Source organism: Roseovarius nubinhibens ISM (genome assembly GCF_000152625.1).
GTDB lineage: Bacteria > Pseudomonadota > Alphaproteobacteria > Rhodobacterales > Rhodobacteraceae > Roseovarius > Roseovarius nubinhibens.
This window is the reverse complement of the sequence record NZ_CH724156.1, coordinates 455,955-482,713: the sequence shown is the minus strand read 5'-3', so window position 1 is coordinate 482,713 and position 26,759 is coordinate 455,955. Positions and strand designations below refer to the sequence as shown.

Genomic DNA, 26,759 nt, shown 5'->3' with positions numbered 1-26,759 from the left:
GCAAGGCGGGACATTTTTGACACCCCGCCCTGAGATGTGAGTGTGGTGCCGGTCCGGCGGCCAGGATCAACGCAGCCGCAGCACCGGGGCGGGGCCGAGCGGGGCGGGGCCAAGCCAGACGCGGCCGCCGCGCAGGGTCAGCGGGATGTCGAGCGTGGTGGGGTTGCCCGACATCTGGGCCAGCAGCGACAGGGCGCTTTCGGCGGTGTCGGCGAGGCTTGGCGGCAGGGCTTCGGCCTCGCGCGCGAGTTGCAGGATGTCGCGCCAGTTGCGGGCCTTGATGGTGATGTCGCCCTCGGGCTGGCCCTGATCGTCGACCGTCACCTTGCCCGCCATGGCGAGGGCGAGCTGTCCCCATTGCGCCTCGGCGCTCTTGAGGTCGATCATCCGGGGCTGGGGGCGGGCCTCTTCGATGGCGCTGATGTTCCACGGCTTGTCGAACTCGACCGTCATGTCGATGCGCATCTGGTCGAGTTTTTCCGGCAGGCGGCCGTTCGGGTCGAGATGTTTCTGCCAGGCGTCGCTTGGGGTGAAGCCGTCGGCCTGCACGCCGAGCCGGTAGCGCGGCAGATCGCCGGAGGGGGCTTTTTCAGCGGCGAGGGTGAGGCTGTCGAGGCGGGCGGTCTCGGTCTGGCCGAGCTCGGCCACGGTGAGGGTCTTGGCGGTCAGGGTGAGTTCGTTGAGCGCCAGATCGGATTGCGGCGCGACCCGGAGACTGGCGCGCATGTCGTCGCTCGTCACGTCATATTTGGCCAGCGGGGTGGCGATGCGCTGGCTGTCGGGCCAGACGGCGATGAGGTGATTGGGCTGATAGCTCAGCGCGAGAATTTCGAAATGCGGCGCCTCCCAGGCAAGGCCGGTGTCGGGATCGGCGAGCGCCAGATCCTCGAACTTGGCGTCAAAGCGGTTCGGGAAGCCTTCGACCGACATCTCGCTGTATTCGGCGACCCAGCCTTCGGCCTCGCGGGCCTCGAACCAGGTTTCGAGCCCCTTTTGCCCGGCGCCCGAGCCGATGGCCCAGTAGATGCTCCATCCCAAGGCAAGCACAACAAGCGCAGTAAACATCAATCTCATCGGCTTACCCTTTCACAGCGAGACGTGATGATGTTTATAAGCGGGAAACGGCGAGGGACAAGCGAATGACGATGTGGGTTTTCGGCTACGGCTCTTTGGTATGGAATCCGGGATTTGAACCGGTGGAAAAGGTGATTGCCACCTTGCCGGGCTATGCGCGCAGTTTCTGCATGCGGTCGATCCATCATCGCGGCACCGAAGAGGCGCCGGGGCTGGTGCTGGCGCTCGATGCGCATGAGGGCGCGGCCTGTACCGGCGTGGCGCTGCGGGTGGCCGAGGATCAGGAGGCGGCGGTGCTCGACTATCTGCGCGAGCGCGAGCTGATCTCCTCGGCCTATATCGAGGAGGTGCTGCCGCTCGAGCTGATGGATGGGCGGCGGGTCGAGGCGGTGACCTATGTGGTCGATCCTGATCATGTGCAATATTGCGGCGGTGAGCCGCTCGAGACGCAGGCGCAGATCATCGCGCGGGCCGTGGGCGGGCGGGGGCCGAACACCGAATATCTCTATAATACCGTGGCGCATCTGGTCGAGCTTGGCATCGGCGACGAGGATCTCGAATGGCTTGTCGGGCGGGTCAGGGAGATCGCCGGATAAGACCTTGGCTTAGCAGTTCGATCCGCGTAGGCTGCGGCCAATGAAGAAACGTGTCGGGGGTGTCCAGATGGACCAGCCGGACCGCGAGGTCGAGCCGCATTTTTCCACGCCGATCCGGCAGATCATACTGATGCTGATCGTGCTGGTGCTTACCGGGTTTGGTGCCTTTGTGGCGCTGCCGCGGGTGTTGCCGGTGTTTCAGGCGAACCCCTATCTCAACGGGTTTATCCTCTTTGTCTTTCTGATCGGTGTGATTTCCTGCTTTTGGCAGGTGTTTCAGCTGATCGGCTCGGTGCGCTGGCTCGAGGATTTCGCCGCCGACCGGGCGGGGCACGAGGCCACCAACGCGCCGCAGCTTCTCGCGCCTCTGGCGGCGCTGTTGCGGCAGCGGGCGGGCAAGCGGATGCAGATTTCGCAAAGCGCCGGGCGGTCGATCCTCGATTCGGTGGTGCAGCGGATCGACGAGGTGCGCGAGATCACGCGCTATATCGTCAACATGCTGATTTTCCTCGGTCTTCTCGGCACGTTCTACGGGCTGGCGACGACCGTTCCGGCGGTGGTGGACACGATCCGCAGCCTTGCCCCGCAAGAGGGCGAGGCCGGGGTTGAGGTGTTCAACCGGCTGATGACCGGGCTTGAGGCGCAGCTTGGCGGGATGGGCGTGGCCTTTGCCTCGTCGTTGCTGGGTCTGGCGGGATCGCTGGTGGTGGGGCTCTTGGAGCTCTTCGCGAGCCATGGGCAGAACCGGTTTTACCGCGAGCTCGAAGAATGGATGTCGACCATCACCCGCGTCGGCTTTGCCGGGGGCGGTGAGGGCGAGAGCAGCGCCGAGGGCGCGATGCTGGCCGGGGCGCTTGATCATATGAGCGCGCAGATGGACGGGCTCAACCTCATGCTGAGCCAGTCGGACATGAGCCGCGCCATGGTCGATGAAAAGCTCGACGCGCTGTCGGCCGCGCTCGACCGGCTGAGCGACCGGCTCGGCGGGGAAGGGCCGCAGGTGCAGGCGCTGATGCGGGTGGCCGAGGGCCAGGAGACGCTGATCGCGACCCTGACGCAGCGCTATGAAAACGGCGCCGATGCGAACACATCCGGCGGGCTCGATGCCGAGAGCCGGATGCGGCTGCGGTCGATTGACGTGCAGATGCTGCGCATTCTCGAAGAGATCAGCGCCGGTCGGCAGGAGAGCACCACAGAGCTGCGCACCGATCTGGCCGAGCTCAAACGCGCGGTGCAGGATATGGTGCCGGAGTTTCAGCTTCCCCCCGCCACGCCGCGGCGACCGGAGCGCTAGGCCATGGCCCTGTCGCGGCGCACCGGGCAACGCTTCCAGGCCTCGATCTGGCCGGGTTTCGTGGATGCGATGACCGGTCTGTTGCTGGTGCTGATGTTCGTGCTGACCATTTTCATGGTGGTGCAATTCGTCCTGCGCGAGACGATCACCGGGCAGGCGACGCGGCTCGACAAGCTCTCGGCCGAGATTGTCGCCCTGTCGGAGGCGCTGGGGCTGGAGCAGGACCGCAATGCGACGCTGTCAGAGCGGGTCGGCACGCTGACCACGACGCTGGGCGAGGCGCGGCAGCGGGCGGCGGCGCAGGTGGCGCGGATTGCCGAGCTCGAAGGGCTGGTGGCCGGGCAGGCCGATGATCTGGCCGCGGCGGCGACGCGGATCGCGAGCTTTGAAGAGCAGGTGGCGGGGCTCTTGGCCGAGCGCGAGGGCAATCTCGGCACGATTGCCGATCTCGAAGAGCGGCGCGACGAGTTGCTCAGCCGTCAGGAACAATTGCAACTGGCGCTGGCCGGGATGCGCGACGAGGTCGATGCCCAGAGCGAGGCGGCGCGGCTTGCGGCGGCCAAGCGCGAGGCGCTGGAGGCGCTGATTGCCGATCTCGAGGCGAAGAACGCGCAGGCCGATGCGACGCAAGGGGCGCTGACCGCCAAGGTCGAGGATCTCGAGGCGCAATTGAGCGAAGAAGAGGCCTCGCGGCTGGCCGAGGCGGCGGCGGCAGAGGCGCTGCGCGAGCGGCTCAAGGGGGCGGATGCGGAGCTAAGCGCGATGACGCTGGCGCTCGAGGCGGAACGCAAGCGGGCGGAAGAGACGCTGACCTTGTTGGCGGCGGCAGAGACGGTGCGCGACGATCTCAACGCGCGGCTGGCGGCGGCGCTGGTGGCGGCGGAAGAAGGGGCGGCCGAGCTCGAGACGATGAAATCGGCGCAGGCGGATCAGCAGAACCTGCAAGAGCAATTGGCGGCGCGCGAGGCCGAGCTGGCGCAACTGCGCGAGCGGCTGGCGGCGGTGACGGCGGATGCCGAGGATCTGAGCCTCACCGAGGAGGAGCTGCGCGACAAGCTGGCGGCGGCCTTGGCGGCCAAGATCGCGGCAGAGCAGGAGGCGGAAACGCAGCTCTCGGAGGCCGAGGCGCGGGCGTTGCTTCTGGCGCAGGCGCGCGAGGCCCTGTCGGAGCAGGAGGCGATGACCGAGGCGGCGCGGCGCGAGCAGGCCTTGCTCAACCAGCAGGTTCAGGCGCTGCGCACGCAATTGGGCGAGTTGCAGGCGCTGCTGGATGATGCGGTGGATCGCGAAAGCTCGTCTTCGGTGCAGTTGCAGACGCTCGGCAAGGATCTCAACGTGGCGTTGGCGCGGCTCGCGGCCGAGGAAAAGCGCCGTCGCGAGTTGCAAGAAGAGAAGGCCAAGCTTCTCGAGGCGCAGAAGCAGGATCTTGAGAAATACCGGTCCGAGTTCTTCGGGCGGCTGCGCGATGTGCTCGGGGCGCAGGACGGGGTGCGGATCGAGGGCGACCGGTTCGTGTTCTCCTCCGAGGTGCTGTTCGCGCCGGGACGGGCGGCGCTGTCGACGGAGGGGCGCGGCGAGGTGGCCAAGGTGGCCGAGATCCTGCGCAAGGTGGCGGGGGATATCCCGCCCGAGCTTGATTGGGTGATCCGGGTCGATGGCCATACCGATGACGTGCCCATCGTCAATTCGGCGGAGTTTGCCGACAATTGGGAGCTCAGTCAGGCGCGGGCGCTTTCGGTGGTACGCTATATGATTGAAAGCCTTGGCATTCCGCCGGATCGGCTCTCGGCCAATGGGTTTGGCCAGTATCAGCCGGTGGCGCAGGGCGACAGCGCCGAGGCGCGGGCGCAGAACCGCCGGATCGAGCTCAAGTTTACCGAGAAGTAACGCCGGGATTTCGGGCCTCTCGTGCTGGGTAGGTGACAGGTTCTGTCAGCATGTGCGAGAATAAGCGCATCATGACCCGGACCCATCGTCTCTTTCAGCTGATGCAGGCGCTGCGCCTCTCGACCCCGCCCGCCACCGCCGCCGCACTGGCGCAGGATCTCGGCGTGACGCCGCGCACGGTCTATCGCGACATCGAGGCGCTGCGCGGGCTGGGGGCGGTGATCGATGGGGCGGCGGGGTTTGGCTATACGCTCATCGAGGATGCGGCGCTGCCGCCGCTCAGTTTCGACAGTGACGAGCTGGAGGCGCTGGTGCTTGGGCTGCGCGAGGTAGAGGCGATTGGCGATCCGGCGCTGCGCGGCGCGGCGGGGCGGGCGCTGTCAAAGCTGCGAGCACGGTTGCCCGAGAGCCAGGCGCATCGGCTGCGTCACGCGGTGCTCAGCGCGGCGCGGTTCACGCCGCTGCCGGAACCCGGGGTCGATGTGGTGGCACTGCGGCAGGCGACATGGGACGAGCGGCGCATTCGGTTCGCCTATACCGATGCCGAGGGGCGGGCGACGGCGCGCAGTGTCGATCCGCTCAGCATTGCCTATATGCAGGCGTCGCATTGTCTGTTGGCCTATTGCCATCTGCGGGCGGATTTTCGGGCGTTTCGTCTAGACCGGATGCGCGATCTCGAGGTGCTGGATCAGTCGTTCCGACCGAACCGGGTGCCGATGCTGCGGCAGTATATGGCGGCGATGCGGGCCGAGGAGGCCACCCATGCCGAGGCCGCAACCCCATAGGCGGAGCCTTGCGCGGCTGTGCTTGTGTTCTTTTGATTTTAACCAAGTCGCGGTACGATCAGGGGGAACAGGGCCACGAGGAAGGGCCCGAGACCACTGGGGAGGCCAGAGCAATGCGTTATCAAAAGTTTTTCGGTGCCGGTGTGGGCGTAGTCCTTGGACTGGCGGGACAGGTCGAGGCGCGGGCGGTCGAATCGTCGCTGCGCCCCGAGCAGCGGCCCGGCGGGCTCGCGGTGGCCGCGCAGGCGGTGCAGAGCACTGGGCAAGTCGCGCCTGAGGCCACGGTGACGCTCGCATCGCTGAGCGGAACGCGGCCGGTGCTGCGGCCGAGTGACCTTAATGTGGAAAGCGTCGTGCAGACCCGGGTGAGCCATCAGGGGTTTGCCAATTGGATCAACGGGTTCCGGTCGCGAGCGCGGGCGCAGGGCATTTCGAACCGGACGTTCGACGCGGCGTTTCGCGGCGTGCAATATGACCCGAGCGTCGTCAAGAAAGACCGCAACCAGTCGGAGTTCAAAAAGGAAATCTGGGAATATCTGGATTTCGCCGTCTCCACGAGCCGGGTGCGAAATGGCACCAAGGTGCTGCGCCAGTATCGCAACACGTTTGACCGGATCGAGGCGCATTTCGGCGTAGAAAAAGAGGTGGTCGCGGCGATCTGGGGGATGGAGAGCGCCTATGGCGAGAGGCGCGGGCGCGAGCCGCTGATCCAGTCCATCGCGACGCTGGCCTATGACGGGCGGCGCGGTAAATTCTTTGAGCAGCAGCTGATTGCGGCGCTCAAGATCATCCAGTCGGGCGATGTGGCCCCGAACCGGATGACTGGATCTTGGGCCGGGGCGATGGGCCATACCCAGTTTATCCCGACCTCCTATCTCGCCTATGCGGTGGATTTCACCGGCGATGGCAAGCGCGACATCTGGTCGGATGATCCGACCGATGCACTGGCCTCGACCGCGGCCTATCTCAAGCGGTTCGGTTGGAAAAAAGGCCAACCCTGGGGCGTCGAAGTGCGCCTGCCGCGCGGTTTTAACGCGGGCCGGGCGAGCCGCAAGCTCACCCAGAGCCCGGCGGCTTGGGCCAATGAGGGCGTCGTCGGCATCGACGGGCGGGCGGTGCCGAATTATGGCAATGCGTCGATCCTGCTGCCGGCGGGGACGCAAGGCGCGGCCTTTATGATTTTCCACAACTTCAGCGTGATCGAGAAATACAACCGGGCCGATGCCTATGTGATCGGGGTCGGGCATCTGTCGGACCGGCTGCGAGGCGGGCCGCCGATCCAGGCGAGCTGGCCGCGCGGCTATTCGGCGACATCAGAGGCCGAGAAGAAGGAAATTCAGGCGTTGCTGCAGCGCAAGGGCTATAAGATCACCAAGGTGGACGGCAATGTCGGCCCGGAAACCTCGGCGGCGATCCGGGCCTATCAGCGGGCGCGCGGGATTTCGGCCAATGGCGCGCCGTCGAAGGAGCTCTTGCAGGATCTGCGCCGCAATTGATGTGAGGACGGCGGGGCGATTGACCCCTGTCAGAGGTGGGGAGGGGCGTTGCCCCTCTTGGCCTTGCGGCCAATTCACCCCAGGATATTTCGAGCCAGAAGAGGCGCGTTGAGTCTTTGATGCGACGGCCGGTTGAGACCTCGGAGGCCTATTCGGCGGGGGCCTGCTCGCCCTGTTCCAACTGGATCAGGCCCGAGAGGCAGGGGCCGCCTGTGTGGCAGGCGAGGATCTGATCGAGCTGCTCTTGGCTCGGCTCGCCAAAGCCTTGGCCGCCACAGGGGTTGAGGGCAAGCGCATAGCTGCCATCCGGTTCGACCCGCAGGAAGGCGAGGTAATCGATGCCGGATTTCGCGCCCGCGCACCACGGTCCGGCGCATTCGATGTCGAGCGAGATCGGGGTTTCAAAGCGGCGTTCAAAGCCCTGTTTGCTCAGAGATTTCCCTGAGATGAGCGCCGGGATGCGGGTGCTTGCCGGGGTCGCCGCCTGATTTGTCATGTCGACCTTGGGCAGTCTCGTTTCGTCAAAGACGAGCCGCCCGTGCACCACCACATAGCTGGCCTCGGCCTCGGCGGCCTGCGTATAGCTGTCGGTCACATCATGGGGCAGGCAGGACAGGGCCAGCGCGGGACCGGTGAGGCTGCTGGCGACGAGCGTGGCAAGAACGGTTTTCATACTCATAAACGGTCTCCGAACTGGGCGAGGACAGCACTGTAGACCTCGCGTTTGAAGGGTACGATACGGTCGATCAGCTCGGACGGCGGCACCCAGCGCCAAGCCGAGAATTCGGGCGTGTCCGTGGAGATCTGCACCTGATCGTCAGTGCCGGTGAAACGCATTAGGAACCATTTCTGTTCCTGCCCGCGAAAGCGGCCTTTCCACAGTTTCGGCACCAGATCATGCGGCAGATCATAGGGCAGCCAGCCGTCGCTCTCGGCCTCGATCTGCACGAGGTCGGCGGTGACGCCGGTTTCTTCGCAAAGCTCGCGCAGGGCGGCGTCGCGCGGTGCCTCGCCCGGATCGATCCCGCCCTGGGGCATCTGCCAGGCGTCGGTCTGATTGTCGATCCGCTGACCGACAAAGACATGGCCGTCGCGATTGACCAGCATGACGCCGACGCAGGGGCGGTACGGCAGGGCGGCGATCTCTTGGGGTGTCATCTGGGAACCTGTCCTGAGCTGAGCTGTTGTCACAGGGATAGGAGGTTTGGCGGCAATGATCCAGTGGACACTGCCGTGGCGTCATGCGGCGAGAGCGGGGTCTCGCCCTGTTTGCGCGCAACTGGGGGCTTGATCGAGCGGCGCTTCGGCGACATTGTAAGGCATATTTCAAAAAGAGAATTAAGGTTAGAGTGATGGCCAATGAAAACAGGCATATCCGCGGCTTTCGGCGAGGGGTTCTGCAACCGGGAGAAAGGATTTTTTGTCATTTGGAGGGCTGGCAGTCCTTGGCCGCAGGAGGCGCCCGGGACGGCAATATTCACGGCATTCTGGCGCTGACCGACCGGCGGCTCTGTTTCTATCGCAAACGGCTTGTGGGGCATGTGCTCTGGCAGGCGGAGCCCACCGCGCTGGCCGCGGTTGAGGCCGGGACCGAGGTCGGGTTTCGGGTGCTGCGATTGGTGACGGAGGCGGATGGGATCGTGTTCAAGACCTATGCGCGCAAGACCGATTTCGACATGCTTTACACGACGCTCAACGCGTGCCGGTCCGAGCGCCCGGTGCAAGAGGTTGGGTAGCCGGGGGGTGTTGCCCCCGGCTCGGCTGTGATCCGCACACTCACGCGCGTGCGCGCCGCATGAGGCGGGGCCGCAGCAGCGCATCCCAGAGAAGCACCGCCGCGATGGTGATGCCCGCCATGGGAAAGGCGAGGCCGAGGGCCAGCACGATGGCCGTGGCCGCGGGCCAATGCGGCATATGCTCTGGCTGGGGCGGGGCGGCGAGCGGCCAACGGCCGGCAGGGCGGCGTTTCCACCACAGGATCACGCCTGAGAGGCAGAGGAAGATCACCGAGAGGCAGACGAGCGTGTTCGCGAGCACGCTCCACAGACCGAGCGTGCCCATGTGGAGCGCGATCCCCACGGCCATCGCCTTGCCCATCAGGGAGTAATCGGCATAGCGGATGTCGGCGAGGATAGTGCCGGAATAGCGGTCGATATGGGTGATCCGATCCGAGGTCGGGTTGAGGCTGTCGGTGCTCATGGAATCGCGGCTCAGCGTCCAGACGCCGGTGTCGCCTTGGGGCAGGTTGAGTTGATAGCGCCCGGTGAAGCCGATGTCGCGGGCGAAGCGGTCGATCCGGTCGAGATCGGGCAGGGGGCCTGCGCCGGGGGGGGCGTTGCTGGGGGCGATGGGGGTGCCTGAGCCGTGGTGGGCATGGGCATCGGAGGCGGGCATTGGGGTCTGTTCGAGGGCCCAAGGCACCTCTTTCTTGCCGCCATTGAGAGCCTCGGCATGGGTGATGTCGCTCAGCGGGATGCCGGAGTATTTGCCAACCGGGAAGCTCGACCAAGCTTGCACCATCTTGCCGCCCCAGATCCCGGCCCAGGAGAGGCCGGAGATCAAAAAGAATAGTAAGAACAATGAGATGTAGAGCCCGGTGGCGGCGTGAAGGCTCTTCCAGAAGCTTCGGCCATGGCGTCCCAGCCGGGGCAAGAGGGCGCGGCGGAGGCTGATGTCGCGGGGCCACCAGAGGTAGAGACCGGTGATCAGGAGGAGGATGCCGAGGGAGGCGGCGAGCTCGAGGAGGCGGTCGCCGGGGGGGCCGAGGAGGAGGGAGCTGTGGAGATTGTCCATGAGATCGTACCAGCCGCTGCGGCGGGGGAATTTCTCAAGGATTTCAGCCGTGTAGGGATCGACCACCACCATCATCGGGCCGTCGTCGGTGTTGATGCGGAAAATCGCGGCGAGATCGGCGGCGCGGGGGGCGATATATTGCGCTAAACTCCCGTCGGGAAAGGCTTTTTCCGCGCTGGCGGCCTGTTCGGAGAGGGCGAGGGTCTGGGCCTGTGGCAGGACCGTGTGACGCTCGCCATCGCGGCCGTCGATATGGGCGATCCAGAGCATGGCCATGCCGGTGGCGGCCAGAAGGATGAAGAAAGGGATAACGTATAGGCCAGCATAGAAATGCCAGCGCCAGACGGCGCGATAGAGCGCCGCGCGTGCGGGGGTCTGTGTCATGTGTAGGCTCCAATTGGCCGCAGCCGTAGCTCTAGGCGGCCGGTCGTGATGTCAGGGGTGAAATGGCATCAGGGCTGGAGCGGCGGGGCGCGGGCCGGAGCGTCAAAAAGTGGCCGGGCGCGGGCATGGGTGGTGGCCGTCGCGGGGGCGGAAATCCGTGCGGTGACAAGAGGTTGCGGGCGCTCGGGCAGGGCTGTGGGGGGTGGTGCGATGGCCTGCACCAAGAGGCAGTCATGATCCTGGGTCTCGGGCTGTTCGACGGGGGTGCCATCGGCGGACAGGGTGATGGTGCGCAGCCCCTCGCCGGTGCAGATCACAATGGTCTGCGAGCCGGACAGGCCGAGAGAGGCCAAGGCCGCGGTGGCCTTGGGCAGGGTGACCCCGGTGAGCAGGGTTACCAGAATGAGAAGACGCAGAACGGTGCGGATCATGGGGCGATATGGCCGCAAGATCGGGGCTGCGTCCAGCGGTTTGGCTGCGGCAAAATGGCCGGAATAGGGGCGATTTGGCGGGGGCTGTGGGGGGCGAAAATCGCGGCGTCGGTAACACGTCGGTATTACGACGGTAAAACGACAGTGCGGGTTTTGGCGGGGTTGGGGCCTTGCGGGGCGCGCGCGATGCGGGGGGTCGGGGTGAGTCGTTTTGGCGGCGACAGGAGGGGAGCGCCCGACCGAGGACGGGCATCGGGACAGGGGTGTGTCACGGTTTATGGTGGGGCTTCGGCGTGGGGGTGGTGATGGGGCGCGTGGCTGGCGAAAGCGCCCGCCCGTGGGGCGGTCGGGCGCGGAGTGGTTGGCTCGGTTGCGGTAAATTTACGCTGGACACGCGCTTTTCTGTAAAATGCTTAAGGGCGGTCTGAGACAACTAGGGGGCTTCGCGATCCTAGTTGCGTGAAATGCGCGTCACGCCAAGGAATGACATTTTTCCACAACTGTGTGGCGAACATTGTTACCTAGCCGCAAAGGTGTCAGTGTTTGCCCAAACCAACTCGCATAAAGTCAGCCGGATTCGGCCACGGTCAAAGATGTAGTGCTCATGAAACCTATTAAGCGCGGGACAGGATTTACCGAAAGCGAAAGATATCTCGCTCGCCTCGCAGAGAAAACCTTTTTGAACCTTTGGTCCTATCCAAATACGTTCATTGAAAAGAAGCTAAGAGGCCAAGGTGACGGTAAGGAACTGTGCGACCTTTTGGTGGTTTTTGGTGATGATGTCCTCGTTTTTAGTGACAAGGAGATCGAGTTTCGGCGGCATAAAGATATCTTAGTCGCGTGGAAACGATGGTATCGAACTGCAGTCGAGAAATCAGTGGATCAAATTCATGGTGCCGAAAGGTTCCTACGGGGGCACCAAGATAAGATTTTCTTGGACAAAGAATGCACCGAACCATTTCCGTTAGATTTGCCAGATCCGGAAAGAATGCGATTTCACGGTATCTGTGTGGCTATAGGCGCAGAGCAGGCAGCGAAAGAGTATTGGGGAGGAGATGACGGCACTCTAGTGATTGCTGATACCACAACAATGGGGGGGCATGGGATAGACGTCCCATTTTTTGTAGGAGACCCAAAGCCTGATAAATCTTTTGTACATATTTTCGATCGTACCAGCCTTGATGCAGTGCTCAGCGAATTTGATACAGTTAAAGACTTAATTGAGTATTTGTCGCATCGATCCGGGGCTATCCGTGCGAAGAACATTGCCGCAGCGCATAGTGAAAGGGACTTGATCGCGTTCTACTTCCAAAACGAAGACGACAAAGGCAACCATAGTTTTGACCTTCCGATGCGAGCGCCAGGTGAACTTTTGACTATTACTGAGGGATTCTACGAAGGTTTCAAAGAAAGACCTGAAAATAAAGCGCGAAAGCAGGCAGACAAAATTTCCTATGTTTGGGATAAATTAATAACCCAGTTTACAGATCATATCCTGGCTGGAACTTCTGTAAAGATCGCTAATCAAGTCCCAACTGCGGCTTTGGCTGAACCGGCATTGCGATTTATGGCTGCCGAATGCCGTGTTCGACGAAGAGCTTTGAGTCAAGCTTTTTTAGACGCCCTTTCGAATTCGGAGAAATTGGACCAAGATAGGTATGCGCGCGTCGTGTTGCCTGTCGATAGCGTGTCACCGGTCGTCGCATACGTATTCATGATCTTGAAGTACCCCGATTACTTGGATGATAAGGGAGCTTACGATCAATACAGGCAGGCTCGCGTCACGATGCTTGAAACCTATCTGTACGCCGTTCTTCAGGATTATCGTTCGATTGAGACAGTTGTGGGCCTTGCGTTTGATGGGCATGGTTCTGATACAGATTCTAAGGGAGGGTCGGAAGACCTAATAGCTTTGCAGGTTAGCGAATGGGATGAGGAGCTCGAGGCTGAGGTTCTGCAAAGAAGATCTGAATTGGACATCCTGAATTCTGGAGAGCTTAAGTACACTGGTATTTCCACTCAGCAATTTCCTAATCTCCCAGCTCTTCCAACAGTAGAGACCCGCCAACAGCGCCGCGCACGGGAGCGGCGTGAGGCAAAAGGAAAAGTCAAGAAACATTGACCATTTGCGTAAACCATTGGACCCAGCTGTCGCGACCGCGGTTGAACCACTTTTCAGGAGGGGAGTGCCCGACCGAGGGGGGCATCGGTAAAGAGGTTTGTCACGGTTTATAGTGCCGCCTCGGCGTGGGGGTCATGATAAGGCGTGACATTGGCCAAAGCGCCCGCCCGTGGGGCGGTCGGGCGCTGCCCGGGCCGCTGGCGCGGCTGTTCCGGGCGGTATCCCTCCCCCCAAACGAAAACCCCCGCGCGGGCGGGGGCTCGCGCGGGGGGATGGGGGGCCGTGAGGCCCTATGTGGCCAGCTTATTTCTTGCCGTTCAGGGCCGAGAGGCCGCGGAGGACGTCGATGGCGTAGGCCAGCTGATAGTCTTCCTCGCGCAGTTTGGCGGCCTCTTCGGCGCGGGCGCGGTCCTCTTCGATCTGGCGGATCTCGTCCTCGGTCAGGCTGTCATTGTCGAGGCTGCCGCGCAGGTCGGCCTCGGTGCGGCCGGGGCGGTTGGTCTTGGTCTCTTCCTCTTCCTCGTCGCGCTTGCGGCGGGGTTGTTCGACGAGGATGTCAGGCGAGACGCCGAGCGCCTGGATCGAGCGGCCCGAGGGCGTGTAGTAGCGGGCCGTGGTCAGGCGCATGGCGCCATCGCCGCGCAGGGGCATGACGGTCTGGACCGAGCCCTTGCCAAAGCTCTTGGTGCCGACGACCACGGCGCGGTTGTGATCCTGCAGCGCGCCTGCGACGATTTCCGAGGCCGAGGCGGAGCCGCCGTTGATCAGCACCACCAGCGGTTTGCCCGAGGCGAGATCGCCTTCGGTCGCGTTGAAGCGTTCGCCATCCTCGGGGTTGCGGCCGCGGGTCGAGACGATCTCGCCCTTGTCGAGGAAGGCGTCGGAGACCTTGATCGCCTGGGTCAGCAGCCCGCCGGGGTTGTTGCGCAGGTCGACCACGACGCCGTTGATCTTGTCCCAGCCGCCGGCGGCCTCGACCTGTTCGTTGAGGCCTTCTTCGAGGTTGCTGTAGGTCTGGTCGTTGAAGGTGGTGACGCGGAGCACGACGGTGTCTTGTTCGGTGCGGGCGCGGACGGCGGTGAGCTTGATCGTGTCGCGGATGATCGAGACGTCGAAGGGTTCTTCGCCTTCGCGGACCACGGTGATCACGATTTCCGAGCCGACGGGGCCGCGCATCAGGTCGACCGCCTCGTCGAGGGTCAGGCCGAGCACGCTCTCGCCATCGACATGGGTGACGAAATCGCCGGCCTCGATGCCGGCGTTGTCGGCGGGGGTGCCGTCGATGGGGGAGACGACCTTGACGAAGCCCTCTTCCTGGGTGACCTCGATGCCGAGGCCGCCGAATTCGCCGCGGGTCTGTTCCTGCATGGCTTCGGCGTCGGCGGGGGGGAGGTAGCCGGAATGCGGGTCGAGCGAGGTCAGCATGCCGTTGATGGCCGCCTCGATCAAGTCGGCGTCGTCGACTTCCTCGACATATTGCACGCGGATGCGTTCGAAGATGTCGCCGAAGAGATCGAGCTGTTCATAGACATTGGTGTTTTTCTTGGCCTCCTGCGCAAGGAGAGGGGCCGCCACCTGTGTCGTCACCAGCACGCCGGTCAGGGTGCCAGCGGCTGCGGCCATCAGGAATTTCTTCATGCTCAATCTTCCTTGTCTGTTCTGAACCAGAGCGCGGGGTCCACCGGCTCGTTATTCTCTCGGATCTCAATATAGAGAGTTTCCGTCCAATCGTTAGCGCTTTGGGCGTCACCGGGCGGCAATATGCCGTCGGCATCGGCCTCGGCCCCGCCCATGATGCCCACCGGGCTGCCGCCGGGCAAGACCTGTCCTGCCTGACCATAGACCACATCCAGCCCGGCCAACACCACAAGCAATCCGGCCTGTGGCTCGAGAATGGCGACATTGCCATAGTTCAGGAGCGGCCCGGCATAGCGCAGCGTGGCGGCCGCCGGGGTGGTGACGAGCGCATGGGGCGGCGTGGCCATGATGAGCCCGGGGCGGGTGATGCCGGCGGCGTCGGCCTCGCCGGCGCGGCGCAGAATGCGGCCCTGGACCGGCAGGGCGAGCGTGCCTTTGCGGTCGTCGATGCCGGGCAGCGAGCCGGGCACCTCGTCGACGGCGATCTCGCTCAGCCCGGAGGCAAAGCCCGAGAGCGATTCGGTGCCGGCGATGAGCAGGGCGGTCTTGACCGGGTCCTCGGTGAAGCGGCGCGGCAGGTCGGTGCGGTCGCCGATGGCCTGGCTGAGCGCGACGCGGGCCTGCTGGGCCTCGGTGAGGCCACGGCGCAGCGTGTCGGCGGCGCTTTCCTGCAGGGCGCGGAGCAGGGTCAGATCGGTGAGCTTGGTGCGCAGGGCGGCGATCTCGGCATCGAGCGCCGGGGTCACATCGGCGAGGATCATGCCCGACCGGGCGGTGCCGAGCGGCCCCGAGGGGTGCAAGAGCAGCACCGGCGACGGCGCGCTTCCCATGGATTGCAGGATGCCGAGCAACTGCGCGATCTCGGCCTCGGAGGCGGCGAGGTCGCGGGCCAGCGTCTGTTCACGCACCGAGACCCGGCGCAGCCCTTCGCGCATCGCCTGCAGGCCCTGTTCATAGGCCTTGATGGTCTGGGTCAGCGCCTTGACGCGGTTGCGCGCACCTTCGGCTTCGGTCAGCGCCTCGGAGGCGGCGGCGAGCTGTTTGGCGGCGGCCTCAGCAGCGGTGGCGGGATCGGTTTCGGCTTGGGCCTGCGGGGCGAATGGCCCGAGGGGCCCGAGCGGCCCGAGGGTCAGCGCGAGGGCCGCTATGAGCGCCGCGCGCCTCATGCGAGGAGGCTCTGCCCGGTCATCTCGGCGGGTTGGTCGAGCCCCATCAGCGCGAGCACCGTGGGCGCCAGATCGGCCAGCCGCCCGTGGCGCAGCGCGGCTCCCTCCGGCCCGCCCAAGAGCAGCACCGGCACCGGGTTGGTGGTGTGGGCGGTGTGCGGCTCGCCGGTCACCGGGTCGATCATCTGTTCGCAATTGCCGTGGTCGGCGGTGACGATGAGCGCGCCGCCCTTGGCCTCGATCGCGGCGCGGACCCGGCCCAGGCCACGGTCCACCGCCTCGCAGGCGGCGATGGCGGCGTCGAGATCGCCGGAGTGGCCGACCATATCGGGGTTGGCATAGTTCACCACGATGAAATCGAACCCCTGTTCGATGGCGCGCACCAGATGGTCGGTCACCTCGCCCGAGGACATTTCGGGGGCGAGATCATAGGTCGCCACCTTGGGCGAGGCGGCCATGTAGCGTTCTTCGCCCGGTTCGGGCCGTTCGCGCCCGCCGTTCAGGAAGAAGGTCACATGGGGGTATTTCTCGGTCTCGGCGATGTGGAACTGGGTGCGGGACTTGGCGGCGATCCACTGGCTCAGGGTGTTTTCCGGCGCTTCATCGGGGAAGATGCAATCCATATAGGCGGTGTGGCGGCGGGAATATTCGGTAAAGCCCGAGACGATGGCGAATTGGGGCCGGGGGCCGGTGTCGAAATCGGCAAACTCGGGGTCGGCAAAGCTCGCGAGGATTTCGCGGGCGCGGTCGGCGCGGAAATTGAGGCACAGGATGCCGTCGCCGTCCTTCATGCCGTCATAGTCGCCGAGCACGCGGGGCTTGATGAATTCATCGGTGCGGCCCTTGTCATAGGCGTTGTCGATGGCGTCAGAGGCGGTGTCGGCGGTGTAGCCGCGGGCGTTGACCAGCGCGTCGAAGGCGAGGCTCACCCGGTCCCAGCGGTTGTCGCGGTCCATGGCGTAGTAGCGGCCCGAGACGGTGGCGATAAAGGCGCCTTGGGGCAGGGCGTCGCGGAGCTCTTCGAGATAGGTTTTGGCCGAGACCTGAGCCACGTCGCGCCCGTCGGTGAAGGCGTGGATCGCGACCCGCAGGCCTTGGGCGGTGAGGGCTTCGGCGGCGGCAATCATATGGGTGATATGGCTGTGGACGCCGCCATCGGAGAGCACGCCCAAGAGATGCGCGGTGCCGCCGCTGGCCTTGAGCGCCTCGGCAAAGCGCAGGATGCCCGGCAGGGTGGCGAAGGCGCCGGTTTCGATGGCGCGGTCGATGCGGCGCAGGTCCATTTCGACGACGCGGCCCGCGCCGATGTTCATATGGCCCACTTCGGAATTGCCCATCTGGCCTGCGGGCAGGCCCACGTCATGGCCATGGGTGAGCAGCGTGGCATTGGGGCAGTCGGCCAGAAGCCGGTCCATAATGGGGGTCTGCGCCAGCCGCGGGGCGTTGCCCACGTCGCTGTCGCTCAGCCCCCAGCCATCGAGAATGCACAGCACAACGGGTTTGGGGATGCTCATAAGGGTCGATTCCTGCCTCTTGGTTGGGGCGGTTCTAGCGCGTCCGGCGGGCAGGGTGAACCGGGATAGCGTTAACAGGCCGCGCGGGGCGTGAACCTGCCCGGATTTCTTGGGGGGAATGGCCCGGGACAAGGCCGCAGGCCGCCGGGCCAGCGCCGGCCCGTTCCGGCGGGCTGGCGCTTTGGCGAGTGGCGTGATGGGCTGTGGGGGCAGAGGGGCTTGGCCGGGATAAAGCGTGATCCGGGAGCGGTGGAGCGCCATCCCACGGGCCGGAGCTGTCCCGGCTTGGGGTTCAATGCCCCGCGCGGAGCAAAGGCGCGCAGCGCCGCCGCGCGATCGCCAGACCGCCCCCCGGGCTGGCGATTGGCAATTGGCCCTATGCCTTTCTATGCGAGCGGGGCTTGGCCAGCATAAACTGCCCTGCACCGGCGTCGGACGCCACCCCGCGGTCTGGCGCTCGCGCTTGGGGACGCGTGTTGTCTTTGCAGGATGGCCCGGAGCAAGGCCGCAGGCCGCCGGGCCAGCGCCGGCCCGTTCCGGCGGGCTGGCGCTTTGGTTATGGCGTGATGGGCTGTGGGGGCAGAGGGGCTTGGCCGGGATAAAGCGTGATCCGGGAGCGGTGGAGCGCCATCCCACGGGCCGGAGCTGTCCCGGCTTGATCCGCGCGTGGCGGGCTCAGACCCGGTGGTAGGGGCTGTTGGCGAGGATCGAGGCGGCGCGGTAGAGCTGTTCGGCGAGCATCACGCGGGCGAGCATATGCGGCCAGACCATCTTGCCAAAGGACAGTTTGAAATCAGCGCGGGCGCGCAGGGCGGGATCGATCCCGTCGGCGCCGCCGATGACAAAGGCCAGATCGCCGCGCCCCATGTCACGCCAGCCGGCGAGCTTGTCGGAGAACTCGGGCGAGCTCAGCAGTTTGCCGCGTTCGTCCAGCGCCACGATCACCGCGCCTGCGGGCAGGGCACGGTCGAGCAGGGCGGCCTCGGCCTTCATGCCGCCGCCCTTCTTGTCTTCGACCTCGTGGAGGGTGCAGGGGCCGAGGCCCAGCGCGCGCCCCGTTCGGTCGAACCGGGTGAGATAATCGTCGATCAATGCGCGTTCGGGGCCTGACCGCAGCCGGCCCACCGCGCAGATATGAACACGCATTCAGATCAGTTCGCGGTCGGTTGCTTGTCCGCCGGGAGCCACATCTTTTCAAGCTGATAGAACTCGCGCACTTCGGGGCGGAAGACGTGGACGATGATATCGCCGGTGTCGATCAGCACCCAATCGCCGGTTTCCTTGCCCTCGATGCGCGAGGCGACACCCAGTTCCTGTTTCAGCCGTTCGACCAGTTTCTCGGCAATTGCCGTGACCTGGCGCGACGAGCGGCCGGAGCAGATAACCATGTGATCGCCGATGGCCGTTTTGCCGCGCAGGTCAACCTGAACGATCTCTTCGGCCTTGTCATCGGAGAGTGAGGAGAGAACCCGCGCGAGCTGTGTATCGCTGTCTGCGGTTATGTCGGGCGACAATGACGCGCCCGGATGTGCGGCCGAAGCCGCCTGTGTCGTCGTGGACAGGACGTTGTCCTCCTTGGTTGCACACCGATCATCGCCCCGGTGCAGGGCATGACCCAAGAATAGTCTTTCAGGTGTGACTTTTCAATGAAACCGCGCAGAGCGGTGCGATTTTGCGCGCGTCTGTGACATGGCGTGAGCCGGGTGACAAGGGCTCATTGCGGTGCGGTGGGGGTTAATCGGCGGGGTCGGCGGTGTGGCGGGCCTCATGGGCGACGGCGATCTGCTCGTTGAGGAGCTTGACCTCGCGCTGGGGGAAGGGGATCGAGATGCCGTGTTCCTGGAACGCGTCCCAGAGCGCCAGATAGACATTGCCGCGAATATTGGTGAGCCCGCCGGTCGGGTCGGAAATCCAGAAGCGCAGGATGTAATCCACCGAACTGTCGCCAAAGCCCACGATGTGGCAGACCGCCGGTTTCCAGTCGAGCACCCGGTCGACGGATTTGGCGGCCTCGATGGCGATGCGGCGGACGGCGTGGGGGTCGTCGTGATAGGCGGTGCCGAAATAGATGTCGAGCCGCACGTAATCGTTGGAATGGGACCAGTTCACCACCTGCCCGGTGATCAGATCCTCGTTGGGGATAAGGTATTCGCGCCCGTCGCGGGTGACCACCGAGACATAGCGCGCGCCCAAGCTGTTGATCCAGCCGAAGGTCTCGCCGAGGCTGATCACGTCGCCGGGTTTGATCGATTTGTCGAGCAGGATGATGACGCCCGAGACGAGGTTCGACACGACCTTTTGCAGACCGAAACCGAGGCCGACACCGATGGCGCCCGACAGCACCGCGAGCCCGGTGAGATCGACGCCCACCGCCTTCAGCCCGATAAAGAAGGCCGCGCCATAGAGGGTGATCTGCATCACCTTGAGGGCGAGCACCTGCATCGAGGGCGAGATGTCTTCGTTCTGGCGGATGCGTTCCGAGGTGGTGCGCGAGATGAACCGCGCCACCACGATCAACAGGCCAATGATCATCAGCCCCTGGAACACCATCCAGAGCGACAGCCGGGTGTCGCCAAAGGAGAGCGCCGCGCTGTCGAGAAGCTGGCGCGCCTGACCGGTCAGTTCGAGGATCATCAGCGTCGCCCATGTCCAGCCGACATAGCGCACGGTGCCGCGCAAAAAACTGTTGGAAATCAGCCGGGTGAGGATGGCGATGACGAGCCATGACAGGGCCAGCTTGCCCGCCACTTCGAGAATGGCGGTGCGGTGGCTGAAGGTCACTTCGCGCATGATCCAGATCACCGGCCAGGTGATCAGCACCACCAGCAAGAGCCGCAAGCGCCGGTGCAGCAGCACCAGAAAGCGCATCCGCCATTTCGGCCAGCCCTCGCGGGCGCGCATCCAGTCATGCAGGCGCGGCCCGAGGACGCGCGACAGCACATGCGCCGTCACCAGGATCACCGCAAAGATCAGCAGTTGATAGAGGTTCCAGGTTCGCGCCATGTCCTGAAGCAGCAATTCGCCCTTTTGCCAGAGGCTGAGAGCGATTTCCTGGGCGTCCTGGGCAAGCTCCTCGGGGGTGACTGCCTCGACGATGTCCTTAACGTCTTCTTCCATGGGAAAACCTTGGCACGGGGGCCGGGGCGCGGCAAGCCTGACGAGGCTGGACATCGCGGGCGCGATGGGCTGTTGTCACGCAGATGCCACGCGAGGGAGGGGCGCATGACAACCGCATTGATCACCCATGAGGCCGGGTTCGACCATCTGATGCCGCCGGGGCACCCCGAACAGGTGGCGCGGCTGGCGCATGTTCTCGAGGCGCTGGAGGGCAAGGAGCTGCGTCGCGTGGTGGCGCCGATGGCCGCCGAGGATGACATTTTGCGGGTTCATCCCAAGAGCCATATCGACCGGCTGCGCAAGGCCGCGCCGAGCGAGGGCTGGGCGCAGATTGACGGCGATACGTTCCTGTCGCCCGGCACGCTGGAGGCCGCGTGGCGCGCGGCGGGGGGCGCGGTGCGGGCGGTCGATCTGGTGATGGCGGGCGAGGCGCGCAACGGCTTTGTCGCGATGCGCCCACCGGGCCACCATGCCGAGCGCGAGACGCCGATGGGGTTTTGCCTCTTTGGCAATGTCGCTGTGGCGGCGATGCATGCGCTGGAGCATCACGGGCTGGGTCGGGTGGCGGTGGTCGATTTCGACGTGCATCACGGCAATGGCACGCAGGATCTGCTCGAAGAGGACGCGCGGGTGTTCTTTGCCTCGTCGCATCAATCGCCGCTCTGGCCGGGCAGTGGCGGGGCGCATGAGACGGGTGGGCATGGCAATGTGCTCAACCTGCCCTTGGCGCCGGGCACCGGTGGCGCGGCGTTCCGCAAGGCGTGGGAGGATCAGGTCTTTCCCCGCCTTAGGGAGCATCGGCCCGAATTTATCTTTGTCTCTGCCGGGTTTGACGCGCATCGCGACGACCCGCTGGCCAATCTCGACCTGATCGAGGCGGATTTCGCTTGGGTGACTGAACGGCTCTGTGCGCTGGCGGAAGAGCTTTGCGATGGGCGGCTCGTCTCCTGTCTTGAGGGCGGCTATGATTTGCACGCCTTGGGGCGCTCGGCGGCGGCGCATGTGGATGCGTTGATCGCGGCTGCCTCCCCGCCACGCGCCTTGGCTGGGGCCTGACATGCGCGCCGGTCTTGTCCTTCTCTGTCTCGCCTATGTGCTGAGCCAGTTTTTCCGCGCCTTCCTCGCGGTGCTCGGGGCGCCGCTGGCGGCGGACCTTGGGGCCGGGCCGGATGATCTGGCGCTGGCGTCGGGGCTTTGGTTCGCGGTGTTTGCGCTGATGCAGCCCTTGGTGGGCTGGCTTCTCGACCGGGTCGGGCCACGGCGCAGCGCGGCGGTGCTCTTGGCGCTCGGCGGCGGTGGCGGCGCGGCGATCTTTGCGCTGGCCAGCGCGCCTTGGCATATCAATATCGCGATGGGTCTCATCGGGGTCGGCTGTTCGCCGGTTCTGATGGCGTCCTATTACATTTTCGCGCGGCAGTTTTCGCCGGCGCAGTTCGCCACGCTGGCGGCGGTCATGCTTGGCGTCGGCTCGGTTGGCAATCTGGTGGCGTCTTATCCCATGGCGCTGGCGGCCGAGACCGTGGGCTGGCGTGCGGCGCTCTGGGGCCTGGCGGCGGTATCGCTGGCGGTGGCGGCGGGGATTGCGGTGACGGTGCGCGACCCGGAGGCGGTGCAGCATGAGAGCCGCGGCTCGATCTTTGATCTGCTGCGGATGCGGGTGCTCTGGCCGATTTTTGCGATGATGTTCGTGGCCTATGCGCCGGTGGCGGCCATTCGGGGCCTGTGGATTGGGCCCTATCTGGCGGATGTGTTCACGCTCGGCACCGGGCAGATCGGGCAGGCGAGCCTGGTGATGGGGGTGGCGATGATCCTTGGCACGTTCATCTACGGGCCGCTCGACCGGCTCTTGGGCACGCAGAAATGGGTGATCTTCTGGGGCAATATGGCCTGTGGCACGCTGTGCCTGATGCTGGCGCTGTTTGTTGGCGCGTCGGTCTGGCTCTCGGTGGCGCTCTGTGCGCTTATCGGGATGACGGGGGCGACATTCCCGGTGGTGATTGCCCATGCACGCGGGTTCATCCCGCCGCATCTGGCGGGGCGCGGGGTGACCTTGCTCAACCTTTTCGGGATTGGCGGCACCGGGCTCATGCAGTTTGGCACGGCGCCCTTGCATGCGGCGGCGGGCGGGGCGGGCGATCCGCAGGCCTATGCGGTTCTCTTCGGGTTTTTCGGGGTGGCGGCGATCCTTGGATCGCTGGTCTATTTGCGCAGCCGGGACAGTCACGCGTGAAGCCCCTTTAACCTCGGACCCGAAAGCGTTATGACCCGCCCGTCAACCCCCCAACCTACGGGAGATCAGAACATGGGTTACAAAGTCGTCATCGCCGGCGCCACGGGCAATGTGGGCCGCGAAATGCTGAACATCCTGGCCGAGCGCCAGTTTCCGGTCGATGAGATCGCGGTGCTTGCCAGCCGCCGGTCGCTCGGCACTGAGGTCAGCTTTGGCGAGCGAACTTTGAAGACCGAGGATCTGGACACGTTCGATTTCACCGGCTGGGACATCGCGCTCTTTGCCATCGGCTCGGACGCGACGAAGAAATACGCGCCCAAGGCGGCCGCGGCTGGCTGTGTCGTGATCGATAACAGCTCGCTCTATCGCTATGACCCGGATGTGCCGCTGGTCGTGCCGGAGGTGAACCCCGAGGCGGTCGAAGGCTATGCCAAGAAGAACATCATCGCCAACCCGAACTGTTCGACGGCGCAGATGGTCGTGGCGCTCAAGCCGCTGCATGACCGCGCCCGGATCAAGCGCGTCGTGGTCTCGACCTATCAGTCGGTGAGCGGCTCGGGCAAGGAAGGCATGGATGAGCTCTGGGAGCAGACCAAAGCGGTCTATAACCCGGTCTCCGACGTGCCGCCGAAGAAATACACCAAGGAAATCGCCTTCAACGTCATTCCGCATATCGATGTCTTCATGGAAGACGGGTCGACCAAGGAAGAGTGGAAGATGGTGGCCGAGACCAAGAAGATCGTCGATCCGGCGATCAAGGTCACCGCGACCTGTGTCCGGGTGCCGGTGTTTGTTGGCCATTCCGAGGCGATCAACATCGAGTTCGAGGATTTCCTCGACGAGGACGAGGCGCGCGACATCCTGCGCGAGGCGCCGGGCATCATGGTGATCGATAAGCGCGAAGACGGTGGCTATGTCACGCCCAAGGAATGCGTGGGCGATTATGCGACCTTCATCAGCCGCATCCGTCAAGACGGCACCATCGAGAACGGTCTGAACCTGTGGTGCGTGTCCGACAATTTGCGCAAGGGCGCGGCGCTCAACGCGGTGCAGATCGCCGAGACGCTGGGCAACCGGGTTCTCAAGAAAGCCTGAGTTTTCAAAGTTTTGAGCAGTGAGCGGCGCGGGGGAACCCCCGCGCCGTTTTGCGTTTCCGCGACAGGCATCATTCCGCGTATGCGTGGGGCCGCGCTTGCATTCGGGGGCTGTGGTGCAAACATGAGCCTCAGGTATTTTCCCGGAGGAATTCTGATGCGTATGTTGCCCCTGATCCTGTCTGCCACCGTGGCGTCCGTGGCCCCTGCGGCGCTCTTTGCGGAGGATATTCCGCTGCGCGCCGAGGTGCGGTCCGTGACGCTCTATCCGAGCGGTGGCACCGTCACCCGCGAGGCCACGTTCAGCGCGCCGCAGGGCGAGCATGAGCTGATCCTGCTCGATCTGCCGCGCGACACCGATCTCGATTCGGTGCGGGTCGCGGTCGAGGGGGCGGCGATGGGCACGCTCACCACCCGGCGCGATTATGTGCCGCCGCGCGATCCGGCCAAGGGCGAGGCCATCGAGGCCGCCGAGGCCGAGGTCGAACGTCTCGAAGAGGCGCTGCGCGGGGCGCGGGCCGAGATCGAGGGGGTGCGTCTCGAACAGGAGGCGGCGGAGGCGCGGGTGGCGTTTCTGGCGGCGCTGGGGCAGGGCGACGGGGTGGCCCAGATGGAGCCCGCCGCGCTGCGCGAGCTGATCGGGCTGGTGGGCGACGAGACGCTCAGCGCCAAACAGGCGGCACAGGCGGCGCGGCTCCGGGCCGAGGCGGCAGAGCGCGATCTCAAGGACCTCACAGAGGATTTGCAGGCGGCCCGCGAGGCGCTGGCGGCGCTGGTGCCGCAGGAGGGGCCGCATGCGATGCTCGCGGTGGCGATCGAGGCCGATGCGGCGACCGAGGGGCGCATCACGCTGAGCTACAATGTGCATCAGGCGGGCTGGCAGCCGGTCTATGACATGCGGCTCGACCGGCAGAGCGGGCAGCTCGAGATTGCGCGCGGCGCCTATGTGAGCCAGGCCAGCGGCGAGAACTGGCAAGCGGTCGATCTGACCCTGTCGACGGTGCGCCCGGTGGAACAGACCGAGCCGAGCGAAGTGCATCCCTGGCAGCGCTGGATCACCGACAAGGACGCGCCGCAGCCGGTGCTCAAGACCCTGCGCGGCGCGGCGGCGGATGATTTCGCCCGGGCCGAGATGGCGGCGGAACCGGCCCCGGCGATTGTCGCCGAGGCCGAGTTTGACGGGCTGTCGGTGAGCTATCGCTACAACCGGCCACTGTCGCTGGCCTCTGGCGCGGACCGGGTGCGGATCGATCTCGGCACGCTCGAGACCACGACCGAGACCTATGCCCGCGCCGTGCCTCTGGCGGACAGTTCGGCCTTTCTCATGGCCGATATGACCAATGACACCGGCGAGATGATCCTGCCCGGCATGGTGATGAAATATCTCGACGGCAAATTCGTCGGGCGCGGCTATAGCGAACTGGTCCCCGCCGGGGCCGAGGCGGATATTGCTTTTGGCCCGATTGACGGGCTGCGGCTCACCCGGCGGATCGAGGACCGGCAAGAGGGCGACCGGGGGGTGATCCGCAAATCCAACGACATGAATGAGGCGGTGCGCATCGAGGTCGAAAACCTGACGGGCGAAGACTGGCCGGTGCGGCTGCGCGACCGGGTGCCTTATTCCGAGCAGGAGCAGCTCGAGATCACATGGGAAGCGGCACCTCGGGTGAGCGAGAGCGATCTCGACGGGCAGCGCGGCGTGCTGGAATGGCATTTCGATCTGGCGGCGGGCGAGACCAAGGTTGTGAAGCTCGATCAATGGCTGAAATGGCCGGAGGACAAGGTGCTCCGCTAAGCCCGCCTGGACGGCCCCGGTTAAACGCAAAACAGCGCGGAGCGATCCGCGCTGTTTCTCTGTGATCCAGTGTTATCCGGCCCGGTCTGAGGCGGCTCAGACCTTCTCGAACGTGCCTTTCTCGGGCAGGTAATGTTCGAGCGTGCCTTCGCCGATGTCATGCCAGAGACCGTGCAGCGACAGCCGGCCTTCTTTGACCTCGGAGGCCACGAAGGGGAATTTCATCAGGTTTTCGAGCGACACGACGACCGCTTCTTTTTCAAGCGCGGCAGTGCGTTCGATGGGGTCCTTGATGTCCTTGACCCGTTCGTAGCCGGGGCGCAGGATGTCCATCCAGCGGCCGACGAAGCTGCTCTTTTTCTCGAGCTCGGGGGCCGCGCCAGAGCACATGTCATGGCAGCCTTTGACGCCACCGCAGCTCGAATGGCCCATGACGATCACATGCGCCACCTTGAGCGCGGTCACCGCATATTCGACCGCCGCCGAGGTGCCGTGCTGATTGCCGTCGGGCTGATAGGGGGGCACGAGGTTGGCGATGTTGCGGTGGATGAAGAACTCGCCCTGATCGGCGCCGAAGATCGAGGTGACCTGCACCCGGCTGTCACAGCAGGAGATGATCATGGCGCGCGGGTGCTGACCCTCGTCCGACAGGCGGCGATACCACGATTCGTTATTGGCATAGCTGGTGGCTTTCCAACCGCGATAGCGTTGCACGAGATAGGATGGGAGGGGGCGGGCGTTTTCCATGGCTCTCTCTATTGGTGACACAAAGAAATTTGGCTGTCGGTCTCAATAGCGGGAATTCACAGAGAATTCGAGAGAGAATCCGGGTTTGGCGAAACCTTTTGACAAGCGGGGTCCGCGATACTGGTCCGGCTATGGGGGCAACAGGACATTGGGGTGAACAGGATGGGTGAGAACGTGGACCGGGTGACCATGCTCCGCTGGGAGGAAACCGTGCGGCTCGATACCGACCGGCTTGGCCTTCTGTATGAAGAGCTGGGCGAGGCGGGGGCCGAAAATGCGGTGTGCCGGGCGCTCGAGGATCTGGCGACGCGGCTGGCGCATGTGGATCGGTCGTGGAAGGCGCGCGATTTCGAAGAAAGCTATCGCGGGGCGCGCAGCGTGGCGGCGATTGCCGAACAGATCGGCATGGCGACCCTGGCGCGGGTGGCGCGCGATGTGGGCGTGGCCATTGACGCGGGCGATGCCGTGGCGCTGGCGGCGGTGATGACGCGGCTGCTCCGGATCGGGGATTGTTCGCTCAACGAGCTGTGGGAATTGCAGGATTTGTCGATTTGACCGGCGGCGGATCGGGGGAATAGGGGCGCGGGCCGGATCGG

Annotated in this window: 24 protein-coding genes; 12 read left to right on the top strand and 12 right to left on the bottom strand. The window is 64.8% G+C overall.

Features of this window, described 5'->3' with window-relative positions:
* Window positions 1-66: 66 nt before the first annotated feature.
* Window positions 67-1,074 carry a DUF2125 domain-containing protein gene (locus ISM_RS02450; RefSeq protein WP_156783295.1) on the bottom strand — a complete coding sequence of 336 codons (1,008 nt, stop codon included), beginning with the start codon at window positions 1,072-1,074 and terminating at the stop codon, window positions 67-69.
* A 65-nt stretch (window positions 1,075-1,139) separates the two neighbouring features.
* Here ISM_RS02450 and ISM_RS02445 point away from each other — a divergent pair, with 65 nt between their 5' ends.
* The 5 genes from ISM_RS02445 to ISM_RS02425 all read left to right on the top strand — a co-directional run bounded on the left by ISM_RS02445 (window position 1,140) and on the right by ISM_RS02425 (window position 7,132).
* The gene (locus ISM_RS02445; protein ID WP_040617785.1) at window positions 1,140-1,670 is read left to right on the top strand and encodes a gamma-glutamylcyclotransferase; all 531 of its coding nucleotides are present in this window, start codon (window positions 1,140-1,142) and stop codon (window positions 1,668-1,670) included.
* A gap of 67 nt (window positions 1,671-1,737) precedes the next feature.
* A complete protein-coding gene (locus ISM_RS02440) occupies window positions 1,738-2,964 on the top strand; it encodes a biopolymer transporter ExbB (RefSeq protein ID WP_040617784.1) in 1,227 nt (408 codons plus the stop codon).
* A gap of 3 nt (window positions 2,965-2,967) precedes the next feature.
* Complete coding sequence (locus ISM_RS02435; RefSeq protein WP_009812517.1) at window positions 2,968-4,851, top strand: peptidoglycan -binding protein; 1,884 nt, start codon at window positions 2,968-2,970, stop codon at window positions 4,849-4,851.
* A 71-nt stretch (window positions 4,852-4,922) separates the two neighbouring features.
* Window positions 4,923-5,636 carry a helix-turn-helix transcriptional regulator gene (locus ISM_RS02430; RefSeq protein ID WP_040618255.1) on the top strand — a complete coding sequence of 238 codons (714 nt, stop codon included), beginning with the start codon at window positions 4,923-4,925 and terminating at the stop codon, window positions 5,634-5,636.
* 113 nt (window positions 5,637-5,749) lie between these two features.
* Complete coding sequence (locus ISM_RS02425) at window positions 5,750-7,132, top strand: lytic murein transglycosylase (RefSeq protein ID WP_009812515.1); 1,383 nt, start codon at window positions 5,750-5,752, stop codon at window positions 7,130-7,132.
* A 148-nt stretch (window positions 7,133-7,280) separates the two neighbouring features.
* On the opposite strand, the gene ISM_RS02420 is transcribed toward ISM_RS02425, so the two are convergent.
* Together ISM_RS02420 and ISM_RS02415 are read right to left on the bottom strand one after the other, a co-directional pair.
* On the bottom strand, window positions 7,281-7,811 hold the full coding sequence (locus ISM_RS02420; protein ID WP_254655635.1) for a hypothetical protein: 531 nt from the start codon (window positions 7,809-7,811) through the stop codon (window positions 7,281-7,283).
* Window positions 7,808-8,290 (bottom strand): RNA pyrophosphohydrolase, encoded by a 483-nt coding sequence (locus ISM_RS02415; protein WP_009812513.1) that lies wholly within the window; start codon window positions 8,288-8,290, stop codon window positions 7,808-7,810. Before ISM_RS02415 ends, ISM_RS02420 begins: the two co-directional genes overlap by 4 nt.
* Before the next feature lie 287 nt (window positions 8,291-8,577).
* Here ISM_RS02415 and ISM_RS02410 point away from each other — a divergent pair, with 287 nt between their 5' ends.
* A complete protein-coding gene (locus ISM_RS02410; RefSeq protein ID WP_156783294.1) occupies window positions 8,578-8,868 on the top strand; it encodes a hypothetical protein in 291 nt (96 codons plus the stop codon).
* Window positions 8,869-8,908: 40 nt separating this feature from the next.
* Here the strand turns inward: ISM_RS02410 and ISM_RS02405 are convergent, their stop codons facing one another.
* Both ISM_RS02405 and ISM_RS02400 read right to left on the bottom strand, forming a co-directional pair.
* Window positions 8,909-10,309, bottom strand: coding sequence for a PepSY-associated TM helix domain-containing protein (locus ISM_RS02405; protein WP_009812511.1), 1,401 nt, complete (start codon window positions 10,307-10,309; stop codon window positions 8,909-8,911).
* Between the two features lie 68 nt (window positions 10,310-10,377).
* Window positions 10,378-10,740, bottom strand: a complete 363-nt coding sequence (locus tag ISM_RS02400) for a DUF2946 family protein (protein WP_009812510.1) — start codon at window positions 10,738-10,740, stop codon at window positions 10,378-10,380.
* A 604-nt stretch (window positions 10,741-11,344) separates the two neighbouring features.
* On the opposite strand from ISM_RS02400, the gene ISM_RS18135 reads away from it, so the two are divergent.
* Window positions 11,345-12,862, top strand: coding sequence for a hypothetical protein (locus tag ISM_RS18135; RefSeq protein ID WP_156783293.1), 1,518 nt, complete (start codon window positions 11,345-11,347; stop codon window positions 12,860-12,862).
* A gap of 303 nt (window positions 12,863-13,165) precedes the next feature.
* Here the strand turns inward: ISM_RS18135 and ISM_RS02390 are convergent, their stop codons facing one another.
* The 6 genes from ISM_RS02390 to ISM_RS02365 form a co-directional block, all read right to left on the bottom strand.
* A complete protein-coding gene (locus ISM_RS02390; protein WP_009812507.1) occupies window positions 13,166-14,500 on the bottom strand; it encodes a S41 family peptidase in 1,335 nt (444 codons plus the stop codon).
* Window positions 14,501-14,502: 2 nt separating this feature from the next.
* Window positions 14,503-15,666: a murein hydrolase activator EnvC family protein gene (locus ISM_RS02385; protein ID WP_009812506.1), complete on the bottom strand. Its 1,164-nt coding sequence runs from the start codon at window positions 15,664-15,666 to the stop codon at window positions 14,503-14,505.
* Window positions 15,663-17,180 (bottom strand): 2,3-bisphosphoglycerate-independent phosphoglycerate mutase, encoded by a 1,518-nt coding sequence (gene gpmI, locus ISM_RS02380; RefSeq protein ID WP_009812505.1) that lies wholly within the window; start codon window positions 17,178-17,180, stop codon window positions 15,663-15,665. Before gpmI ends, ISM_RS02385 begins: the two co-directional genes overlap by 4 nt.
* Window positions 17,181-17,855: 675 nt before the next feature.
* Complete coding sequence (gene rlmH, locus ISM_RS02375; RefSeq protein WP_009812504.1) at window positions 17,856-18,326, bottom strand: 23S rRNA (pseudouridine(1915)-N(3))-methyltransferase RlmH; 471 nt, start codon at window positions 18,324-18,326, stop codon at window positions 17,856-17,858.
* Window positions 18,327-18,331: 5 nt separating this feature from the next.
* On the bottom strand, window positions 18,332-18,694 hold the full coding sequence (rsfS, locus tag ISM_RS02370) for a ribosome silencing factor (protein WP_009812503.1): 363 nt from the start codon (window positions 18,692-18,694) through the stop codon (window positions 18,332-18,334).
* A 220-nt stretch (window positions 18,695-18,914) separates the two neighbouring features.
* Window positions 18,915-20,297 carry a mechanosensitive ion channel family protein gene (locus ISM_RS02365; RefSeq protein WP_009812502.1) on the bottom strand — a complete coding sequence of 461 codons (1,383 nt, stop codon included), beginning with the start codon at window positions 20,295-20,297 and terminating at the stop codon, window positions 18,915-18,917.
* 105 nt (window positions 20,298-20,402) lie between these two features.
* Between ISM_RS02365 and ISM_RS02360 the strand changes: the two genes are divergently transcribed.
* The 4 genes from ISM_RS02360 to ISM_RS02345 all read left to right on the top strand — a co-directional run bounded on the left by ISM_RS02360 (window position 20,403) and on the right by ISM_RS02345 (window position 25,416).
* Window positions 20,403-21,353 carry a histone deacetylase family protein gene (locus ISM_RS02360; protein WP_040617782.1) on the top strand — a complete coding sequence of 317 codons (951 nt, stop codon included), beginning with the start codon at window positions 20,403-20,405 and terminating at the stop codon, window positions 21,351-21,353.
* 1 nt (window position 21,354) lies between these two features.
* Window positions 21,355-22,527 carry an MFS transporter gene (locus tag ISM_RS02355; protein WP_009812500.1) on the top strand — a complete coding sequence of 391 codons (1,173 nt, stop codon included), beginning with the start codon at window positions 21,355-21,357 and terminating at the stop codon, window positions 22,525-22,527.
* Between the two features lie 72 nt (window positions 22,528-22,599).
* On the top strand, window positions 22,600-23,622 hold the full coding sequence (locus tag ISM_RS02350; RefSeq protein WP_009812499.1) for an aspartate-semialdehyde dehydrogenase: 1,023 nt from the start codon (window positions 22,600-22,602) through the stop codon (window positions 23,620-23,622).
* A 156-nt stretch (window positions 23,623-23,778) separates the two neighbouring features.
* A complete protein-coding gene (locus tag ISM_RS02345) occupies window positions 23,779-25,416 on the top strand; it encodes a DUF4139 domain-containing protein (protein ID WP_254655633.1) in 1,638 nt (545 codons plus the stop codon).
* Between the two features lie 96 nt (window positions 25,417-25,512).
* Here ISM_RS02345 and ISM_RS02340 read toward each other — a convergent pair whose 3' ends face one another.
* Window positions 25,513-26,163 carry a carbonic anhydrase gene (locus ISM_RS02340; protein ID WP_009812497.1) on the bottom strand — a complete coding sequence of 217 codons (651 nt, stop codon included), beginning with the start codon at window positions 26,161-26,163 and terminating at the stop codon, window positions 25,513-25,515.
* A 162-nt stretch (window positions 26,164-26,325) separates the two neighbouring features.
* Between ISM_RS02340 and ISM_RS02335 the strand changes: the two genes are divergently transcribed.
* Window positions 26,326-26,718 (top strand): hypothetical protein, encoded by a 393-nt coding sequence (locus ISM_RS02335; protein ID WP_009812496.1) that lies wholly within the window; start codon window positions 26,326-26,328, stop codon window positions 26,716-26,718.
* The last annotated feature ends 41 nt before the right edge of the window (window positions 26,719-26,759 follow it).

Coding starts and splice junctions, on each gene's coding strand:
- ISM_RS02450 (WP_156783295.1), bottom strand. CDS start 1,074: ATGAGATTGATGTTTACTGCGCTTGTTGTGCTTGCCTTGGGATGGAGC.
- ISM_RS02445 (WP_040617785.1), top strand. CDS start 1,140: ATGACGATGTGGGTTTTCGGCTACGGCTCTTTGGTATGGAATCCGGGA.
- ISM_RS02440 (WP_040617784.1), top strand. CDS start 1,738: ATGGACCAGCCGGACCGCGAGGTCGAGCCGCATTTTTCCACGCCGATC.
- ISM_RS02435 (WP_009812517.1), top strand. CDS start 2,968: ATGGCCCTGTCGCGGCGCACCGGGCAACGCTTCCAGGCCTCGATCTGG.
- ISM_RS02430 (WP_040618255.1), top strand. CDS start 4,923: ATGACCCGGACCCATCGTCTCTTTCAGCTGATGCAGGCGCTGCGCCTC.
- ISM_RS02425 (WP_009812515.1), top strand. CDS start 5,750: ATGCGTTATCAAAAGTTTTTCGGTGCCGGTGTGGGCGTAGTCCTTGGA.
- ISM_RS02420 (WP_254655635.1), bottom strand. CDS start 7,811: ATGAGTATGAAAACCGTTCTTGCCACGCTCGTCGCCAGCAGCCTCACC.
- ISM_RS02415 (WP_009812513.1), bottom strand. CDS start 8,290: ATGACACCCCAAGAGATCGCCGCCCTGCCGTACCGCCCCTGCGTCGGC.
- ISM_RS02405 (WP_009812511.1), bottom strand. CDS start 10,309: ATGACACAGACCCCCGCACGCGCGGCGCTCTATCGCGCCGTCTGGCGC.
- ISM_RS02400 (WP_009812510.1), bottom strand. CDS start 10,740: ATGATCCGCACCGTTCTGCGTCTTCTCATTCTGGTAACCCTGCTCACC.
- ISM_RS18135 (WP_156783293.1), top strand. CDS start 11,345: ATGAAACCTATTAAGCGCGGGACAGGATTTACCGAAAGCGAAAGATAT.
- ISM_RS02390 (WP_009812507.1), bottom strand. CDS start 14,500: ATGAAGAAATTCCTGATGGCCGCAGCCGCTGGCACCCTGACCGGCGTG.
- ISM_RS02385 (WP_009812506.1), bottom strand. CDS start 15,666: ATGAGGCGCGCGGCGCTCATAGCGGCCCTCGCGCTGACCCTCGGGCCG.
- gpmI (WP_009812505.1), bottom strand. CDS start 17,180: ATGAGCATCCCCAAACCCGTTGTGCTGTGCATTCTCGATGGCTGGGGG.
- rlmH (WP_009812504.1), bottom strand. CDS start 18,326: ATGCGTGTTCATATCTGCGCGGTGGGCCGGCTGCGGTCAGGCCCCGAA.
- ISM_RS02365 (WP_009812502.1), bottom strand. CDS start 20,297: ATGGAAGAAGACGTTAAGGACATCGTCGAGGCAGTCACCCCCGAGGAG.
- ISM_RS02360 (WP_040617782.1), top strand. CDS start 20,403: ATGACAACCGCATTGATCACCCATGAGGCCGGGTTCGACCATCTGATG.
- ISM_RS02355 (WP_009812500.1), top strand. CDS start 21,355: ATGCGCGCCGGTCTTGTCCTTCTCTGTCTCGCCTATGTGCTGAGCCAG.
- ISM_RS02350 (WP_009812499.1), top strand. CDS start 22,600: ATGGGTTACAAAGTCGTCATCGCCGGCGCCACGGGCAATGTGGGCCGC.
- ISM_RS02345 (WP_254655633.1), top strand. CDS start 23,779: ATGCGTATGTTGCCCCTGATCCTGTCTGCCACCGTGGCGTCCGTGGCC.
- ISM_RS02340 (WP_009812497.1), bottom strand. CDS start 26,163: ATGGAAAACGCCCGCCCCCTCCCATCCTATCTCGTGCAACGCTATCGC.
- ISM_RS02335 (WP_009812496.1), top strand. CDS start 26,326: ATGGGTGAGAACGTGGACCGGGTGACCATGCTCCGCTGGGAGGAAACC.